An 18098-nucleotide genomic window follows, 5' to 3' on the forward strand; every position below is an offset into this window, starting at 1 on the left:
CCGAAGACCAGGCGGGCGGGGCGGTGGATCGAGCACTGGGAGCCCGAGGACCCGGCCTTCTGGGAGCGCACCGGCAAGCGGATCGCCCGCAAGAACCTGGCCTTCTCGATCCTGGCGGAGAACCTGGGCTTCACGGTGTGGAGCCTGATGAGCATCGTGGTGGTCAGCCTGGGCCAGGTGGGCTTCTCCTTCACCGTGGGGCAGACGTTCTGGCTGCTGATCGTGCCGAACCTGGTGGGCTCGGTGCTGCGCATCCCCTACACCTTCGCGGTGCCGCGCTTCGGCGGCCGGGCGTGGACCACGTTCAGCGCGGGGGCGTTGCTGCTGCCCTGCGCGATGCTCGCCTACGCGGTGAGCACACCGGGCACGCCGTACTGGTTCTTCCTGCTCACGGCGGCGGCGACCGGCCTGGGCGGCGGCAACTTCTCCTCCTCCATGGCCAACATCTCGTTCTTCTACCCGGAGGGCAAGAAGGGCCTGGCGCTGGGCCTGAACGCGGCGGGCGGCAACCTCGGCGTGGCCATGGTGCAGCTGGTCGTGCCGATCGTGATCAGCGTCGGCACGGGCGTCAACCTCGCCTACGCCGCGCTGTTCTGGATGCCGTTCGTCGTCGTGGCCACCGCGTGCGCGTGGCTGTTCATGGACAGCCTCACCCAGGCCAAGCCGGACGGCACCTCCTACAAGCTGGCGCTGACCAACAAGCACACGTGGGTGATGTCGTTCCTCTACATCGGGACCTTCGGCTCGTTCATCGGCTTCTCGTTCGCCTTCCCGTCGCTGATCAAGCTCAGCTTCGCCGACTACAAGGGGTTCGTGGCGCTGGCCTTCCTCGGCGCCCTCATCGGCTCGGTGAGCAGGCCGTTCGGCGGCTGGCTGGCCGACCGGTTCGGCGGCGCCCGCGTCACGCTGGCGACGTTCCTGGGGCTGGCGCTGGGCAGCGTCGGGGTGCTGGTGAGCCTGGACCGGGGCAGCTTCGCGCTGTTCTTCGGCTCGTTCATCGCCCTGTTCGTGCTGGCGGGCGTGGGCAACGGCTCGACCTACCGGATGATCCCGGCCATCTTCGCCACCCAGTCCGACGACGTGAAGGCGGCCAAGCGGCAGGCCGCGGCGGTGGTGGGCATCGCGGGCGCGGTCGGCGCGTTCGGCGGCGTGCTGGTCAACCTGGTGTTCAAGTTCTCGCTGGAGGGCGGGAAGACGCTCACGCCCGCGCTGACCGCGTTCCTGGTCTTCTACGGCCTGTGCGTGGCCACCACGTGGTGGTTCTACCTGCGGCGGAGGGTGTTCGTGCGGGTGCCGAGCCTGGCGCACGCGGGCGTCTGAACCCGGCGCATCACCGGCTGAAGTGCGGCGTGAGCGTCGTTTAACGCCTGCGCAACATCCACGACCTTGGCACGACACGGAGCCTGGTGAGCATAGCCAGGCGGAGGAGGGAGGACGGTTCTCATGACGCGAACGCTGGTCGTGATCGGTCACGGGATGGTCGGGCACCGCCTCGTCGAAGCACTGCGCGAGCGCGACGTCACCGGTCAGTGGCACGTCGTCGTGTTCGCCGAGGAGAGCCGCCCCGCCTACGACCGGGTGGCCCTGTCGTCCTACGTGGACAGCTGGAACCCCGACGCGCTCGCCCTGCCCCCGCACGACGAGCGGGTGGAGCTGCGCCTGGGCGACCCGGTGCGCGAGATCGACCGCGAGCGCCGGGTGGTGCGCACCGCCTCGGGCGTGGAGCGGTCCTACGACGCGCTGGTGCTGGCCACCGGCTCGGTGCCGTTCGTGCCCCCGGTGCCCGGCCGCGACCTGCCCGGCTGCCACGTCTACCGCACCATCGAGGACCTGGACGGCATCCGCGCCACCGTCGAGGCCGCGCACGACCCGGCCAAGCGGCAGGGCAGGCGCGCGGGCATGGTGCTCGGCGGCGGCCTGCTCGGCCTGGAGGCGGCCAACGCGCTGCGCGGCATGGGCATCTCGCCGCACGTGGTCGAGCTGGGGCCGCGGCTGATGCCGCTGCAGGTCGACGAGGGCGGCGCGGGGCTGCTGCGCCGGCTGGTGGAGAAGCTGGACCTGACCGTCCACACCGGAACCTCCGCCTCGTCCATCGAGCGCGACGGCGACCGGCTGATCGCCAAGCTGTCCAACGGCACCGAGCTGGACCTGGACGTCGTGGTGTTCTCCGCGGGCATCCGGCCCCGCGACGAGCTGGCCCGCGCCGCCGGGCTGGCGGTCGGCGAGCGCGGCGGCGTGCTGGTCGACGACGCGTGCCGCACCTCCGACGAGCACGTCTACGCCATCGGCGAGTGCGCCAACCTGGGCGGCATGGTCTACGGGCTGGTCGCGCCCGGCTACTCGATGGCCGAGGTGGTGGCCGACCGGCTGCTGGGCGGGGCCGCGGTGTTCCCCGGCGCGGACCTGTCGACCAAGCTCAAGCTGCTCGGCGTGGACGTGGCCAGCTTCGGCGACGCGCACGCCAAGCAGGAGGGCGCGCTGGAGGTCGTGGTCAACGACGCCGTGGCGGGCACCTACGCCAAGGTCGTGGTCTCCGACGACGCCAAGACCCTGCTGGGCGGCATCCTGGTCGGCGACGCCTCCAAGTACCCGGTGCTGCGCCCGCTGGTGGGCCGCGCGGTGCCCGGCGACCCGGTGGCGCTGATCGGCCCGGCGGGCGGCGTGGAGCTGTCGCTGCCGCACGACGCCCAGGTGTGCTCCTGCCACGCGGTGACCAAGCAGCGGATCGTCGACGTGGTCGACTCCGGCGACGCGGTGGACGTGCCGAGCATCAAGGCGTGCACCAAGGCGGGCACCGGCTGCGGCTCGTGCGTGCCGATGCTGAAGAAGCTGCTCGCCGAGTGCGGCGTGGAGCAGTCCAAGGCGCTGTGCGAGCACTTCGACCACTCCCGCGCCGAGCTGTTCGAGATCGTCCGCTCCACCGGCATCACCACCTTCAGCGAGCTGATCTCCCGGCACGGCCGGGGGCGCGGCTGCGACCTGTGCAAGCCCGCGGTGGCCTCGATCCTGGCGTCGCTGGAGAACGGCCACGTGCTCGCGGGCGAGCAGGCCGCCCTGCAGGACACCAACGACCACTTCCTGGCCAACATCCAGCGCAACGGCACGTACTCGGTGGTGCCGCGCATCCCCGGCGGCGAGATCACCCCGGACAAGCTGATCGTCATCGGCGAGGTGGCGCGCGACTTCGGGCTCTACACCAAGATCACCGGCGGGCAGCGGATCGACCTGTTCGGCGCGACCGTGGACCAGCTGCCGCGGATCTGGAAGCGCCTGGTGGACGCCGGGTTCGAGTCCGGTCACGCCTACGGCAAGGCGCTGCGCACGGTGAAGTCCTGCGTGGGCACCACGTGGTGCCGCTACGGCGTGCAGGACTCGGTGGGCCTGGCCGTGGAGCTGGAGCTGCGCTACCGGGGCCTGCGCTCGCCGCACAAGCTCAAGTCCGCGGTGTCCGGCTGCGCCCGCGAGTGCGCCGAGGCGCGGGGCAAGGACTTCGGCGTCATCGCCACCGAGAACGGCTGGAACCTCTACGTCGGCGGCAACGGCGGCTTCACGCCCCGGCACGCGGACCTGCTCGCCTCCGACGTGGACACCGAGACGCTGATCAAGCTCATCGACCGCTTCCTGATGTTCTACATCCGCACCGCGGACCGGCTGCAGCGCACGTCGGCGTGGATCGAGGCGATGGAGGGCGGCCTGGACCACCTGCGCGCCGTGATCGTGGACGACAGCCTCGGCATCTGCGCCGACCTGGAGGCCGCGATGGCCAAGCACGTCGACAGCTACGCCGACGAGTGGCGCGGCGTGCTGGAGGACCCGGAGAAGCTGGCCCGGTTCACCACGTTCGTCAACGCGCCCGGCACGCCCGACCCCACGATCTCCTTCCGCGAGGAGCGGGGCCAGAAGGTGCCCGTGCTCTTGGGAATACCGGAGGTGGCCAAATGACGCCCGTGTGCGAGTTGAGCGCGCTCCAGCCGGAGCGCGGGGTGGCCGCGCTGCTGCCCGACGGCTCCCAGGTGGCCGTGTTCCTGACCCACGACGGGACGGTGCACGCCCTGGGCAACGTCGACCCGTTCAGCGGCGCCGCCGTGCTCTCCAGGGGCATCGTCGGCGACCGGGGCGGCGTGCCCGTGGTCGTCTCGCCGATCTACAAGCAGGCGTTCGAGCTGAGCACCGGCAAGTGCCTGGACGAGCCGGGGACCGCGGTGCCCGTGCACCCGGTGCGGGTGGCCGACGGCGTCGTCCAGGTCGGCTCGCCGTGACCGAGGTCGGACCGCTGGCCGGGTACACGGTCGGGGTGACCGCCGCCCGCCGCGCCGACGAGCTGTCCGCCCTGCTGGAGCGCAAGGGCGCGACCGTGCTGCACGGCCCCGCCATCCGGATCGTGCCGCTGCCCGACGACGCGGAGCTGCTGGCCGCCACCCGGCGGCTGGTGGAGCAGCCGGTGGACGTCGTGGTGGCCACCACCGGCATCGGCTTCCGGGGCTGGGTCGAGGCCGCCGAGGGCTGGGGGCTGGGCGCGCGGCTGCTGACCCGGCTGGGCGCGGCGCGCGTGCTGGCCCGCGGCCCCAAGGCGCGCGGCGCGGTGCGCGCGGCCGGACTCGTGGACGCCTGGTCGCCGGAGTCGGAGAGCAACGCCGAGCTGCTGGACCACCTGCTGCGCTCCGGGGTCGCCGGGCTGCGCATCGCCGTCCAGCTGCACGGCGAGCCGCTGCCGGACTTCGCCGCCGCGCTGCGGGAGGCGGGCGCGGAGGTCGTCGAGGTCCCGGTGTACCGGTGGACCGGCCCCGCCGACCCGGCGCCGCTGGAGCGCCTGCTGGAGGCCGTGCTGGCCGGGCAGGTGGACGCGCTGGCGTTCACCTCCGCCCCCGCCGCCGCCTCCGTGCTGCGCACGGCCCGCGCGATGGGCCGGTTCGACGAGCTGGTGGCGCTGCTCAAGCGGGACGTCCTGGTGGTCGGCGTGGGCGCGATCACCGCGGGTCCCCTGGTCGCCGCGGGCATCCCCGTCACGCAGCCCGTGCGGGCCCGCATGGGGGCGCTGGCGCGCGAACTGGCCGTGGCGCTGCCCGCGCGGGCCACCCGGCTGCGCATCGCGGGCCGGGAGGTCGAGCTGCGCGGCCAAGCCGTCGTGGTCGACGGCGAACTGCGCCCCGTCGCCCCCGCACCGATGGCCGTGCTGCGCGTGCTGGCCGCCGCGCGCGGCCGGGTGGTGTCCCGGCGGGACCTGCTGGCCGCGCTGCCCGGAGGCGGCGAGGAGCACGCCGTGGAGACGGCCATCGGGCGGCTGCGGACGGCGCTGGGCGAACCCAGGATGGTGACCACCGTGGTCAAGCGGGGTTACCGGCTGGCCATGGAACCCTCCGAGGTGGCGGTATGACGCTGGTCTTGGTCGCGCACGGCACCCGTGACCCCGCCGGGGCCGTCGTCGTGGAAGAGGTCGCCGCGCTCGTCCGCGCCCGGCTGGCCGGGGTGCCCGTCCGGGTCGCCTACGCGGACGTGCGTCAGCCGGACGTGACCTCGGTGCTGTCCTCGGTGTCCGGACCGGCCGTCGTCGTGCCCGCCTTCCTGGCCGCCGGCTACCACGTGCGGGTCGACATCCCCGCCCAGGTCGCCGCGTCCGGCCACCCCGACGCGGTGGTGACCGCCCCCATCGGCCCCGCGCTGCTGCCCGCCCTCGTGGCACGCCTGCGCGAGGCCGGTTGGCGCGCGGGCGACTCCGTCGTCCTGGCCGCCGCCGGCTCGTCCGACCCGCGCGCCCTGGCCGACGTGCGGCAGGTCGCGGACGCCCTGGCCCGCCGCGTCGGCCCGGTGGCCGTGGGCTACGCCGCCACCGCCTCCCCGCGCGTGGCCGACGTGGTCGCGTCCCTGCCCGGCCGGGTGGCCGTGGCGTCCTGGCTGCTGGCCCCCGGCCTGTTCCACCGGGTCGTCGCCGAGTCCGGCGCCGCCGTGGTGTCCGCCCCCATCGGCGCCCACCTGCGCGTGGTCGAGGCCGTCCTCCTCCGCTACTACGAGGCCCGCTGCCACCAACACGTCGCCTGACCCCCGCGAGTCGAACGCTCAGAACCCCCGAATTCAACGCTCAGGACGGCCACGCCCGCCCTCGGTGCCACCCGATCATGGGCGTGTCACCCCCGCGATTCGCGCACCCCGACCCGCGCTGTCGCGCCCTCACCGGCGCTTCCGCCGCACCTCGGGTAGTAGTTACCGCCCTTCCCAGCCCTGCCGGGTAGTACTTGCCCACGCACCAGGGGGGCGCGCGGAGCGCGCGCAGCGGGTCCCGCGAGCGCCGTCCTTGGCGACCTGTCGCGCGGCGAGCGCACCCCCACGCACCCCAACGACGAACTCGCGCTACCTGAGCGTTCGACTCGCGGTACCTGAGTGTTCGACTCGCGAAGGGACGGGGAATGGTTGAGGGTTCAACTAGGTTGAGAGGGGTGCCGCCTGTCAGGACGGCGGCGGCGGAGGAGAGGAGAGTGCCATGACCGACGTCGTGGAGCTGCTGCGCATCGGCCGGGGGTTCCGGGCCGCGGGCGACCCGAGCGGGGCCGCCCGCTACCTCACCGAGGCCGCCGAGGCCGTGCCGGGGGACCGCACCGTGCTGACCGAGCTGGCGCTGGCGCACTTCCAGTCCGCCGCGCTGGGCCGGGCCGAGGCGGTGCTGCGGGAGCTGGTCGAGCTGGACCCCTCCGACGGCTACGCCCGGCTGCTGCTCGGGCGCACCCTGAGCAGGCAGAGCAGGCACGCCGAGGCGCTGCCCCAGCTGAAGCTGGCCGCCGCGCTGACCCGCGACCCCGAGGTCCAGGCCGAGGTGACCAAGGTCCAGGCCCGCGTCACCACAGGCCCGGAGGCTCCGCCGCGGGCTCCTTGACCGCTTCCTCCCACCGGTAGGTGCGCAGGTCGACCTTGCCGCCGTCGTCGACGACGCCCTCCTCGCGCAGGCGCTGGAGCTGCTCGTCGGCGATGTGCGGCGCGCACGTGCCGTTGGCCCGGAGGACCCGGTGCCACGGCAGGTCGTGGCCGTCCTGGTTGAGCACCTGTCCGACCAGCCGGGGTGACGGGGCCTTGGCCAGCTCGGCCACGTCGCCGTAGGTGGCGACCCGGCCACGGGGGATCGACCGCACGACCTCGCGGACCATCTCGTGCAACTGTTCGTCCACGCGCACAGCTTTCCACGACGTGGCCGGAACGCCGCCGCAGCGGGCGGCATGGTTCGATGCCCCGCGTGGCAGCGACCAGAACCCCCCTTCTGATCCGCAGGCCGCCGGAGATCCGCCCCCGGCCGCAGTGGGACGCGGCCGCGCGGCGGGTCCTGGACCACGCCGGCGGGTTCCTGCGGGTGCTGGGCGGTCCGGGCACCGGCAAGACCACGCTGATCGCGGACGTGGTCGCGGACCGGGTGCTGCGCGGGGGCGCGGACCCGGAGAGCGTGCTGGTGCTGATCGCCAACCGGCGTGCCGCCGAGGCGATGCGCGCCCGGATCACCCGGCTGGTCCGCCGCGACGACGAGGGCGAGCTGCTGCCCACCGTGCGCGAACCGCTGGTCCGCACGGTCCACTCGTACGCCTTCGCGGTGCTGCGCGCGCAGGCGGCGCTGCTGGGCGAGCCCGCGCCCCGGCTGCTGTCCGGGCCGGAGCAGGACGTGCTGGTGCGCGAGCTGCTGGCCGGTGACGTGGACTCCGGCGCGCGGGGCTGGCCGGAGCGGCTGCGGCCCGCGCTGCCGCTGCCGGGGTTCGCCGCGGAGCTGAGGGACCTGCTGCTGCGCGCCACGGAGCGCGGCCTGGCCCCCGAGGACCTGATCGAGCTGGGCGAGCAGCACGGCCGCGCGGAGTGGGTCGCCGCGGGCGGTTTCGGCGCGCAGTACGAGCAGGTGTCCCTGCTGGCCGCGCAGGGCGTGGCTCCCGCCTACGACGCCGCCGAGCTGATCGGCAGCGCCCTGCTGGCCTTGGAGACCGATCCGGAGCTGCTGGAGTCCGAGCGGCGGCGGGTGCGGCACGTGATCGTCGACGACGCCCAGCACCTGGACCCGTTGCAGCACGCGCTGATCCGCGTGCTCGGCTCCGCCGCGCAGGAGTTCCTGCTGGTGGGTGATCCGGACCAGGCGGTGTTCTCCTTCCGGGGGGCCGATCCGTCCCTGCTGGCCGACGCCTCCGGGCCCACCGTCGTGCTCACCCAGGGCCACCGGATGACCGCCGAGGTGCGCACCGCTGTGCGCGGGCTGGCAGCCCGGCTGCCCGGCGCGTCGCCCACCCGCGACGTGGCCGAGGCCGCCGGGCGGGGCAGCGTGCAGGTGCGGGTGTTCGCCTCCGCCGCGCAGGAGGCCGCCTGGGTGGCCGACCAGCTGCGGCGCGCGCACCTGATCGACGAGATCCCGTGGTCGGAGATGGCCGTGGTGGCCCGGTCGGCGACCCGGTCGCTGCCGGTGCTGCAGCGCGCCCTGCTCGCCGCGGGCGTGCCGGTGGCGGTGCTGTCCGACGAGCTGCCGCTGGCCCAGCAGCCCGCGGTGGTGCCGTTCCTGGCGGTGCTGCGCTGCGCGGCGGTGCCGGGATCGCTGGACGAGGACACCGCGGCGATGCTGCTGTCGTCGCCGCTGGGCGGCGCGGACCCGTTGGCGCTGCGCCGGTTGCGGCGCGGCCTGCGCAGGCTGGAGATGGCCGCCGGGCGCGACCGCTCCAGCGGTGAGCTGCTGGTCGAGGTGCTGGAGTCCGAGGACAGGCTGGCCGCGCTGGAGGACGCCGAGGCGCAGCCCGCGCGGCGCGTCGCGGGCCTGATCCGCAAGGCGCGCGAGGCGATCGCCGAGGGCCTGAGCGTCGAGCAGGTGCTCTGGGAGCTGTGGCGGGCCACCGGCCTGGAGTCGCGCTGGACGGCGGTGTCGGCCAGGGGCGGCACCGCCGGGACGCAGGCCGACCGGGACCTGGACGCGATCGTCGGGCTGTTCGAGGCGGCGGCCAAGTACGTGGACCGGCTGCCCGGCTCGGGCGTGGCCGAGTTCACCGACTACCTGGCCGCGCAGCAGATCGTGGGGGACACGCTGGCCGCGTCGGCGCCGGTCGGCGAGGCCGTGTCGGTGCTGACCGCGCACGCCTCGGCGGGCCGCGAGTGGACCGTGGTGGCGGTGCCCGGCGTGCAGGAGGGCAGCTGGCCGGACCTGCGGCTGCGCGGGTCGCTGCTGGGCGTGGAGCGGATGGTGGACGTGGTGTCCGGGGTGGGTCCGGCCGACCGCGTCTCGGCGATCGCGCCGCTGCTGGCCGAGGAGCGCAGGCTGCTGCTGGTCGCCGCCAGCCGGGCCCGGCGGGCGCTGCTGGTCAGCGCGGTGCGCGGGGAGGACGAGCAGCCGTCGCGGTTCCTCGACGAGCTGGAGGACCTGGGCTCGGTGGAGACCGAGCGGCCGACCTTCACGCCGCAGCGCGGCCTGGTGCTGGCCGAGCTGGTGGGCGAGCTGCGGCGGGTGGTGTGCGACCCGGACGAGTCCGCGTCCCGCCGGTCGCGCGCGGCCGCGCAGCTGGCCCGCCTGGCCGCCGCGGGCGTGCCCGGCGCGCACCCGGACTCCTGGTACGGCTTGGCCCCGGTGACCACTGACGATCCACTGTGGACCGAGGAGCACACGGTCAGCGTGTCACCGTCCACAGTGGAGGTGCTGTCGAAGTGCCCGCTGCGGTGGGTGGTGGAGCGGCACGGCGGGCAGGACCCGGCGGAGCTGTCCTCGATCACCGGCACGCTCGTGCACGCGCTGGCGCAGGCCGCCGCCAGCGGCGCGAACGAGAAGGAGCTGCGGGTCAAGCTGGAGGAGGCGTGGGCCGCGGTGGACGCGGGCGCGCCGTGGTTCTCCCGGCGCGAGCGGATGCGCGTGGAGCGGATGCTCGACACGTTCCTCACCTGGCTGGCGGCCAGCCGCGACCAGCTCACCCAGGTCGCCGTGGAGCACGACATCTCGGTGGAGCTGCCCAAGCGGGACGGCAGCCCCTGGCTGCGCGTGCGCGGCCGGGTGGACCGGCTGGAGACCGACCGCGAGGGGCGGCCGGTGGTGGTGGACATCAAGACCGGCAAGAACCCGGTGACCCGCGAGGAGGCGCGGCAGCACCCGCAGCTCGCAGTGTACCAGCTGGCGACGGCGCTGGGCGGGTTCACCCACCTCGGGCTGGGCACCGATCCCGGCGGCGCGCGCCTGCTGTACGTGGCCAAGGAGAACAAGAAGACCGGGGCGACCGAGCTGGAGCAGGCGCCGCTGGACGAGCAGGGCGTGCGGGTGTGGCTGGAGGCGGTGCAGGCCGCCGCCGGGTCCAGCGTCGGGCCGGTCTACCGGGCCGAGGAGAACGGCGACTGCGACCGGTGCCCGGCCCGCACCTCGTGCCCCATCCACGCCGCGGGCCGCCAGGTCAGCGAGTGACCGCCCCGCTCGCCGGGGTGCGTCCCGGCGAGCGGGGTTCCGCTGTCGCCCGGTCCGCACCGGGCGTCCTTCGATTCCCTCGGTGGTGTTGACGAACCTCAAGGCTGATTCCGCGTTCTCGGTCGTGGCGCGCATCGACCTGTCGGAGGAGAGGACCCCGGCACCGTCGGCAGCTCTCGGTGACCAGTGGCCTGGCCCGGGTTGTCGACCGCGTAATCGGTTCGCCGTCCGGCGCCCGCGAGCATGGGCGAGGGCGCCTCCCACCCCGCGTGTCTGCCCGCTCTACCCGCCGTGGCCCGTCGCCTTGCCCGCCACGGCGGCGGCCGCGCGGACGAAGGCGGCCAGGGCCGGGGAGGTGGCGTGCTCGGGCCAGGCGAGGACGAGCGTGGTCGGCTCGGCATCGTCGACTGGGACGGCGACCAGGTCGGCGCGGAGCTGGTCGCGGATGGAGGAGGGGAGGACGGCGACCATGCGGCCCAAGGCGATGAGGTGGAGAAGTTGCCCGAGGTCGTGGACCTCGGGCCCGTGTGAGCCACCCTCGGATGCGCCCGGCCAGCGTGGCAGGGGCTCCCCGGCGAGGTCGTCCAGGCAGACGCGGGTACGGCCCGCGAGGCGATGCGAACTCGGCATCACGAGGAGTTGGGTCTCGGTCATGAGGTCCTGGGTGTCCAGGCCGGTGAGGTCGTGGCGGGGGCGGTGGAGCAGGGCGGCGTCGGCACGGCCCTCCCGCAGGAGGATCTCACGCTCGCCGAAGCTGCACACCAGCTCGACCGGCAGCGCACCCGGCTCAGCCTGGTAGGCGTCGAGGATCGCGGGCAGCAGGCCACCGTCGCCGCCCGGCTTGATGACCAGGACCAGACGCGGGTCGGCGCGGCCTGCCCGCCGGGTGCGGCGCGCCGCGGCCGACGCGGCGTCGAGCACGGCACGGCTCTCGCGGAGCAGGACGGCCCCCGCCTCGGTCAGCGCGACCCGGCGACTGCCACGTTCCAGCAGGGCTACGCCCAGCCGTCGTTCGAGCTGCTGGATGGCGCGGGAGAGCGGCGGTTGGGTCATCCCCAGCCGGGCGGCCGCCCGACCGAAGTGCAGTTCTTCGGCGACAGCGGTGAAGTAGACGAGCTCGCGGACCTCCAGCCTTTCCATACCCGCACGGTATCGTCGCGCACCTGGTCGGTGTTGGAACTCCCGGCCGTCCCCGTGGTGAGCTGAACGCATGACAGAAACCACGATCGCCCTGGTCACCGGTGCCAACAAGGGCATCGGGCGCGAGGTCGCGGCCCGGCTCGCCTCGCTCGGCGCGAACGTCCTGCTGGCCTCGCGGGACCCGCGCCGCGGTGCGGCAGCCGCAGCCGACCTGGGCCCGCGGGTGCACCCGGTCACCCTGGACGTCACCGACCGCGCCAGCGTCCTGTCCGCCGCCCGCTGGATCGAGGAGCGCTTCGGCAGGCTGGACATCCTGGTCAACAACGCGGGCATCTCCGGCGACCTCGCCGCGCAGAGCCCCAGCGGTGCCGAACTGCCCGCTGTGCGCGAGGTGTTCGAGACCAACGTGTTCGGCGTGATCAGCGTGACCACCGCGATGCTGCCGCTGCTCGCCCGCTCCTCCGCCGCCCGGATCGTCAACGTCAGCAGTGGACTGGGCTCCATCGCCCGGATGACCGATCCCGAGGACTACTTCACAACCCGGCCCCCGTTGGCCGCGTACGTCCCGTCCAAGACCGCGCTCAACTCGCTGACCGTGCAGTACGCCAAGGAACTGCGCAGCCGCGACATCCTGGTCAACGCCGCCGATCCGGGGCCGTGCGCGACCGACTTCACCACCGCGTTCCCCGGCCTCACCCGCACCGCGGCCGACGGGGCGGCCGTGGTCGTCCGGCTCGCCACGCTGCCCGATGACGGGCCGACCGGCGGCTTCTTCGACGAGCACGGCCCGGTTCCCTGGTGAGCTGCCTGTCAGGGAACCGGGGAGCGGGGTGCTGGGGGTCGCCCGGACGGGATGGGCGAGCCGAAGACCGCGCAGGCTCCCGACGGGCCGCAACGCCAGGGTTACCCGCCGGACCGCCCCGGCAACAGCCGACGCAGGGGTAGCGGACCGTCAGGCGGCCTTGGCCGGGTACTCGGCCCAGGCGCGGATGGGTGAGTCGGGGCAAAGCCGGTCTTCGGCTCGCCGCGGCCCACGCGCGGACGTTCGGGTGCTTGTGAGGGGAGAAGTCGTCCAGGACGGCGCGTCGGACTGGTGGTGGCACCGAGGCGGTCGGCGTGCGCGACAGCGAGAACCGCGCGGGCGGGACGCTGGTGTTCCCGCCCGCCTCCTGCACGGCGTTCGTCGCCGGGATCAAGATCGGGGTCAAGGTCGGCGTCGAGGCGGACTCGCGCTGATCGGCGCGTGATCGACCGGTACCGGTGAGTGCCGGTGTGCGGGTCGCCGAAGGCGTCGCGGAGCGGCAACGGAGAATGCTCGACGTGGTTGCGGCGGGCGGTGCGCGGACGGCGGGTGGGCCCGCGGCTCTGGCCAGCCCTTTCGAGGTCGCCGAGGCGCTGGGGCTGCCCAGGCCCACGCCCGAGCAGGCCGCCGTGGTGGCCGCGCCCGCCGCGCCCGCGCTGGTCGTCGCGGGGGCGGGGGCGGGCAAGACCGAGACGATGGCCGCGCGGGTGGTCTACCTGGTCGCCAACGGGTTCGTCACGCCCGACCGGGTGCTGGGCCTGACCTTCACCCGCAAGGCCGCCCGGCAGCTCGCCGAGCGGGTGCGGGCGCGGTTGCGCAGGCTGGCCGGGTCGGCGCTGCTGGACCGGCTGGACCCCAGCGGTGAGCGCCGCGCCGCGGTGCTGACCACCGAACCGGTGATCCTGACCTACCACGCCTACGCCGGGCGGCTGGTCGGCGAGCACGGGTTGCGGCTGCCGGTGGAGCCGGGGGTGCGGCTGCTGACCGAGACCGCGGCCTGGCAGCTGGCCCACCGGGTGGTGTCGACGTGGGTGGAGGACATCGAGACCGACAAGGTCCCGGCCACGGTCACCGGCTACCTGCTGGCCATCGCGGGCGAGCTGGGGGAGCACCTGGTCGAGCCCGCCGCGCTGCGCGCGCACGCCGAGTGGCTGACCAGGACCATCGAGTCCGCGCCCCGCACCGCGCGGCAGCGCGACGCCCTGCCGGAGAAGCTGCGCGAGATCGTCGCCGCGCAGCGGCTGCGGGTGAACCTGCTGCCGCTGCTGGAGGCGTACCAGGCGCGCAAGCGGCGCGAGGCGGCGATGGACTTCGCCGACCAGATGAGCCTGGCCGCGCGGCTGGCCGCGGAGTACCCGGAGGTCGCGCAGGGCGAGCGGGAGCGCTACGGCGCGGTGCTGCTCGACGAGTACCAGGACACCGGGCACGCGCAGCGCGTGCTGCTGCGGTCGCTGTTCGGGCGGGGCGAGCCGATGCCGGTGACCTCGGTGGGCGACCCGGCCCAGGCGATCTACGGCTGGCGCGGCGCGAGCGCGGCCAACCTGCCCCGGTTCGTGCAGGACTTCCCGCCCGCCCGCAAGTACGGGCTGCTGACCAGCTTCCGCAACCCGCCGGAGGTGCTGGCGCTGGCCAACGCGGTGTCCGCGCCGCTGCGCGCGGCCGGGCTGGACGTGGAGGAGCTGCGCGCGCGGGACGGCGCGGGGCCGGGTGACGTGCGCATCGCGCTGTTCTCCGACGTGCGCCAGGAGCTGGAGTGGCTGGCGGACATGGTGGCCGGGCAGTGGGAGGCGCACCTGGAGACCAGCGACGAGCCGCCCACGGCGGCGGTGCTGGTGCGGCGGCGCTCGGACATGACGGCCATCGCGGCGGTGCTGCGCGACCGCGGGCTGCCGGTCGAGGTGGTGGGCCTGGGCGGGCTGCTCAACGAGCCGGAGGTGCGGGACCTGGTCAGCGCACTGCGCGTGCTGGTCGACCCGCTGGCGGGCACCGCCGCCGCGCGGCTGCTGACCGGTTCGCGCTGGCGGGTCGCCGCCTACGACCTGGCCGCGCTGTGGCAGCGGGCCCGCGAGCTGGCGGGCGCGCCGAGCAGGCAGGCGGTGGCCGACGACCCGCTGGCGGTGCTGGCCGACGCGCTGCCCGGTGAGCACGCCGACCAGGCGGGCCTGGCCGACGCGCTGGACGACCCCGGCGACCCGACCGCCTACTCCGCCGAGGGCTACCGCCGCATCCGGCGGCTGGGGGCCGAGCTGGCGGCGCTGCGGCGCAGGCTGGAGCAGCCGCTGCCGGAGCTGGTGGCGGACGTGGAGCGCACGCTGCTGCTGGACATCGAGGCGCTGGCGCGGCCGGGCGGGGTGGGCCGCGCGCACCTGGACGCGTTCGCCGACGTGGTGTCGGACTTCGCCGCGGCCAGCCCGTCGGCGACGCTGCCCGCGCTGCTGGACTACCTGCACACCGCCGAGCAGGCCGAAGACGGGCTGGAGCCGGGCGAGGTCGAGGTGGCCGAGAACCGGGTCCAGGTGCTGACCATGCACTCGGCCAAGGGGCTGGAGTGGCACATCGTGGCGCTGCCGCACGTGGTCAGGGACGTGTTCCCCGGCCGGAAGAAGTCCTCCTCCTGGCTCAAGTCGGTCACCGAGCTGCCCGCCGACCTGCGCGGCGACGCGGCGGACCTGCCCAAGCTGCGCATCCCCGGCGGCAGCGACCGCAAGGAGGTCGAGCGGGCGCTGGACCTGCACGCCGAGGAGTTCGAGGAGCGGCGGCTGGTGGAGGAGCGGCGGCTGCTGTACGTGGCGCTGACCCGGTCCGAGCACAGCCTGCTGGTGTCCGGTCACTGGTGGGCCGAGACCGGTGACCGGCCCAAGGGGCCGTCGGCGTTCCTGACCGAGCTGCGGGAGACCGTGCTGGCCGCCGAGCACCCGCCCGCCGACATCGCCCACTGGGCCCCGCCGCCCGCCGAGGACGAGCCGAACCCGCTGGCCTCGCGGGTGAAGACGGCCGAGTGGCCTGCCGACCCGCTGGGCAAGCGGCGGGACGCGGTGACCGAGGGGGCGGAGCTGGTGCTGGCGGCGCTGGAGCGCCACCTCGCCGCGAAAGACGCCGCGGAGGAGCGGGCCGAGGGGCAGGCGGAGCCCGCCGTGGCGGACTACGCGGAGCTGCCGCCGGAACCGCCGGACGAGTACGACGTGCCGCCCCCCGAGGAGCCCGACGAGCCGGACGACTGGCTGCCCCCCGAGCCGGAGGAGCCCGGCCCGGCCGAGCCCGCCGAGGAGGACGAGGACCCCGAGGGCTGGGCGCGGGACGTGGAGGTCCTGCTGGCCGAGCGGGCCGCCGCCGCGGACCGCCGGGAGCGGGTCGTGCTGCCCGAGCACCTGTCGGTGAGCCAGCTGGTGGAGCTGGCCGCCGACCCGGAGCGGTTGGCGCGCGGGCTGCGCAGGCCGCTGCCGTTCCCGCCGAACCCGCTGGCGCGTCGCGGCACGGCGTTCCACACCTGGCTGGAGCAGCGGTTCGGGATGGCCCGGCTGCTGGATCTGGACGAGCTGCCCGGCGCGGCCGACGAGGACGCCGCGCCGGACTCCGAGCTGGGCCGGTTGCAGGAGGCGTTCCTGGCCAGCGAGTGGGGCGACCGCGCGCCGCACGACGTCGAGGTGTCGTTCGAGGCCGAGGTGGACGGGGTCGCGGTGCGCGGGCGGATGGACGCGGTGTTCGCCGACCCGGACGGCGGGTGGACGGTGGTGGACTGGAAGACCGGCCGGGTGCCGGACGAGGATCGGCTGCCCGCGCTGTCGGTGCAGCTGGCCGCCTACCGGCTGGCGTGGGCCGCGTTGTCCGGCTCGCCGGTGGAGAAGGTGCGGGCCGCGTTCCACTACGTGCGGCACGGGTTCACGCTGCGCCCGGCGGACCTGCTCGACGCCGACGGCCTGCGCGCCCTGATCCGCTCGGTGCCGACCTGATCCCCGCCGCCACACCGGCGGCTGCCACACCGGCGGCTACCGCACCGGCTGCCAGTTCCGCATGGCCAGGTCGGCGACCTGCCGGAGCTCGTCGCGGCCCGCGCCGCCCGCTGCTTGCACGGCGATGCCGTTCGCCACGGTCATGACGTACCGGGCGAGCAGCTCCGGATCGGTATCCGGAGGCAGGTCGCCTTCGTCGACGGCTCGCCGGAACCGGTCGCGCAGGTAGGCGCGGCACTCCTCGCGCCAGGCGATCAGCACGTCGCGGGCGGGCCGCCCGGCTTCACCGGCGGCCAGCGAGCCCTGGACGCTCAGGCACCCGGCGGGGCAGCCGGGGCGCGTGCTGGTCTCGACCGCGCCGGTGAGGAACGCCTCGACCACCTCCAGGGCGGTCGGCCGCGCCAGCGCCTCGGCCACGTAGGAGGCGGGGCCTTCGGCGTAGCGCCGCAGGGCTTTCCGGAACAGCTCCTCCTTGTTGCCGAAGGCCGCGTACATGCTCGTCTTGGTGATGCCCATGGCGCTGGTCAGGTCGGTCAGGCTGGCGCCTTCGTAGCCCTGCTCCCAGAAGACCACCATGGCCCGCCCCAGGGCTTCGTCGGCGTCGAAGCTCCTCGGCCTGCCGAGCGCGCTCTTCCGCGTGACGTCCACGGCACCCATCCTACCCCTTCGGTACCGGCCGGTCTGGAACTGGTACGGTCAACTTCAGTACCGTTCGGTACCGAACAATGCGGAGGTCGGAATGGGAAAGCTGGCAGGCAAGACGGCCGTCGTCACCGGCGGCGGCACGCGGGGGATCGGCCGGGCCACCGCCGCGCGACTGGTCGCCGAGGGCGCGCACGTGTTCATCACCGGCAGGCGCGAGGCCGAGCTGGAGGAGGCCGCCGAGCTCATCGGCCCGGCGGTCACCGCCGTGCCCGGTGACATCACCGACCCGGCCGACCTCGACCGGCTCTACGACGCGGTCCGCGACCGGGGGCGGGGCCTGGACGTGCTGTTCGCCAACGCGGCCACCGCGTCGTTCGCGACGCTGGAGCAGCTCACCGGGGAGGACTTCGACCGGGTCTTCGGCGTCAACGTCCGGGGCACGGTGTTCACCGTGCAGAAGGCGCTGCCGCTGCTCAACGAGGGCGCGTCGGTGATCGTGAACGCCTCCACCACCGTCGACAAGGGCGCGGCGGCGTTCGGCGCGTACGCGGCGTCCAAGGCCGCCCTGCGGTCCTTCGTGCGGACCTGGGCCAACGAGCTCAAGGACCGGGGCGTCCGGGTCAACGCCGTCTCGCCGGGGCCGATCGACACCTCGGGGGTCACCGAGTTGGTGGGCGAGGAGAACGCGGCGGCCTACAAGGCCAAGCAGGGCGCCGAGGTGCCGATCGGCCGGATGGGGCGTCCGGAGGAGGTGGCCGCCGCGGTGGCCTTCCTCGCCTCCGCCGACAGCAGCTTCGTGCTGGGCGCCAACCTCTACGTGGACGGGGGCGCGAACCAGCTCTGACCCGCTACCCGACGGTCAGGCGCGCGTGGACGGCTTCGCTGACGACCCGCACCGCGCGGTCGACGCGACGCGCCGTGGCCTCGGGGGAGTCCTGCTCGGACTCGTGGATGAACGCCGTGGCGCCGCGCCTGCTGCCGCAGTAGTCGATGATCCCGTGCTCGATCTGCGTCCGCAGCGCCTTCTCGTACCCGTGGCGCTCGTACGAGCCGTGGTCGTCGCCCGCGATGGGCAGCAGGTGCGTGGTGAGCGCTTGGAGCTTCGGCCGCAGGCCTGTGGCCGGGGAGTGCTCGAAGGCCCAGCCGTTGATGAAGACGCGGTCGATCCAGCCCTTCAGCA

Annotated in this window: 14 protein-coding genes and 1 pseudogene; 11 read left to right on the forward strand and 4 right to left on the reverse strand. The window is 74.5% G+C overall.

Annotation, left to right across the window (positions count from 1 at the left end):
• The 6 genes from IEZ00_RS18510 to IEZ00_RS18535 form a co-directional block, all read left to right on the forward strand.
• Nucleotides 1–1320, forward strand: a 1320-nt coding sequence (locus IEZ00_RS18510; RefSeq protein ID WP_229795870.1) for an MFS transporter, incomplete at its 5' end; no start/stop codon positions are given.
• A gap of 123 nt (nucleotides 1321–1443) precedes the next feature.
• Nucleotides 1444–3942 (forward strand): nitrite reductase large subunit NirB, encoded by a 2499-nt coding sequence (nirB, locus tag IEZ00_RS18515; RefSeq protein ID WP_189224519.1) that lies wholly within the window; start codon nucleotides 1444–1446, stop codon nucleotides 3940–3942.
• Nucleotides 3939–4259, forward strand: coding sequence for a nitrite reductase small subunit NirD (nirD, locus tag IEZ00_RS18520; protein ID WP_189224520.1), 321 nt, complete (start codon nucleotides 3939–3941; stop codon nucleotides 4257–4259). The genes nirB and nirD overlap by 4 nt, the downstream gene beginning before the upstream one ends.
• Nucleotides 4256–5374: a uroporphyrinogen-III synthase gene (locus IEZ00_RS18525; RefSeq protein ID WP_189224521.1), complete on the forward strand. Its 1119-nt coding sequence runs from the start codon at nucleotides 4256–4258 to the stop codon at nucleotides 5372–5374. The genes nirD and IEZ00_RS18525 overlap by 4 nt, the downstream gene beginning before the upstream one ends.
• Nucleotides 5371–6036 carry a sirohydrochlorin chelatase gene (locus tag IEZ00_RS37805; protein ID WP_189224522.1) on the forward strand — a complete coding sequence of 222 codons (666 nt, stop codon included), beginning with the start codon at nucleotides 5371–5373 and terminating at the stop codon, nucleotides 6034–6036. The genes IEZ00_RS18525 and IEZ00_RS37805 overlap by 4 nt, the downstream gene beginning before the upstream one ends.
• A 439-nt stretch (nucleotides 6037–6475) precedes the next feature.
• Nucleotides 6476–6865, forward strand: coding sequence for a tetratricopeptide repeat protein (locus IEZ00_RS18535; RefSeq protein WP_189224523.1), 390 nt, complete (start codon nucleotides 6476–6478; stop codon nucleotides 6863–6865).
• Here IEZ00_RS18535 and IEZ00_RS18540 read toward each other — a convergent pair.
• Nucleotides 6828–7154, reverse strand: coding sequence for an MGMT family protein (locus IEZ00_RS18540; protein ID WP_189224524.1), 327 nt, complete (start codon nucleotides 7152–7154; stop codon nucleotides 6828–6830). The genes IEZ00_RS18535 and IEZ00_RS18540 overlap by 38 nt on opposite strands.
• A gap of 56 nt (nucleotides 7155–7210) precedes the next feature.
• On the opposite strand from IEZ00_RS18540, the gene IEZ00_RS18545 reads away from it, so the two are divergent.
• Complete coding sequence (locus tag IEZ00_RS18545) at nucleotides 7211–10381, forward strand: ATP-dependent helicase (RefSeq protein ID WP_189224525.1); 3171 nt, start codon at nucleotides 7211–7213, stop codon at nucleotides 10379–10381.
• Nucleotides 10382–10663: 282 nt separating this feature from the next.
• Here the strand turns inward: IEZ00_RS18545 and IEZ00_RS18550 are convergent, their stop codons facing one another.
• Nucleotides 10664–11521: a LysR family transcriptional regulator gene (locus IEZ00_RS18550; RefSeq protein ID WP_189224526.1), complete on the reverse strand. Its 858-nt coding sequence runs from the start codon at nucleotides 11519–11521 to the stop codon at nucleotides 10664–10666.
• A gap of 70 nt (nucleotides 11522–11591) precedes the next feature.
• Here IEZ00_RS18550 and IEZ00_RS18555 point away from each other — a divergent pair, with 70 nt between their 5' ends.
• The 3 genes and pseudogenes from IEZ00_RS18555 to IEZ00_RS18565 all read left to right on the forward strand — a co-directional run bounded on the left by IEZ00_RS18555 (nucleotide 11592) and on the right by IEZ00_RS18565 (nucleotide 16273).
• Nucleotides 11592–12323: an SDR family oxidoreductase gene (locus tag IEZ00_RS18555; protein WP_189224527.1), complete on the forward strand. Its 732-nt coding sequence runs from the start codon at nucleotides 11592–11594 to the stop codon at nucleotides 12321–12323.
• Between the two features lie 293 nt (nucleotides 12324–12616).
• Nucleotides 12617–12757 (forward strand): annotated as a pseudogene (locus tag IEZ00_RS18560) (DUF397 domain-containing protein); the annotation flags it as partial.
• A 75-nt stretch (nucleotides 12758–12832) separates the two neighbouring features.
• The gene (locus tag IEZ00_RS18565) at nucleotides 12833–16273 is read left to right on the forward strand and encodes an ATP-dependent DNA helicase (protein WP_189224529.1); all 3441 of its coding nucleotides are present in this window, start codon (nucleotides 12833–12835) and stop codon (nucleotides 16271–16273) included.
• Between the two features lie 36 nt (nucleotides 16274–16309).
• On the opposite strand, the gene IEZ00_RS18570 is transcribed toward IEZ00_RS18565, so the two are convergent.
• Nucleotides 16310–16921, reverse strand: coding sequence for a TetR/AcrR family transcriptional regulator (locus IEZ00_RS18570; protein WP_189224530.1), 612 nt, complete (start codon nucleotides 16919–16921; stop codon nucleotides 16310–16312).
• A 91-nt stretch (nucleotides 16922–17012) separates the two neighbouring features.
• On the opposite strand from IEZ00_RS18570, the gene IEZ00_RS18575 reads away from it, so the two are divergent.
• Nucleotides 17013–17762 (forward strand): SDR family oxidoreductase, encoded by a 750-nt coding sequence (locus IEZ00_RS18575; protein ID WP_189224531.1) that lies wholly within the window; start codon nucleotides 17013–17015, stop codon nucleotides 17760–17762.
• 4 nt (nucleotides 17763–17766) lie between these two features.
• Here IEZ00_RS18575 and IEZ00_RS36755 read toward each other — a convergent pair.
• A partial coding sequence (locus IEZ00_RS36755) for an NAD(P)H-dependent oxidoreductase (protein WP_229795871.1) occupies nucleotides 17767–18098 on the reverse strand: 332 nt, incomplete at its 5' end.

Source organism: Saccharothrix coeruleofusca (assembly GCF_014648515.1).
Lineage (GTDB): Bacteria > Actinomycetota > Actinomycetes > Mycobacteriales > Pseudonocardiaceae > Actinosynnema > Actinosynnema coeruleofuscum.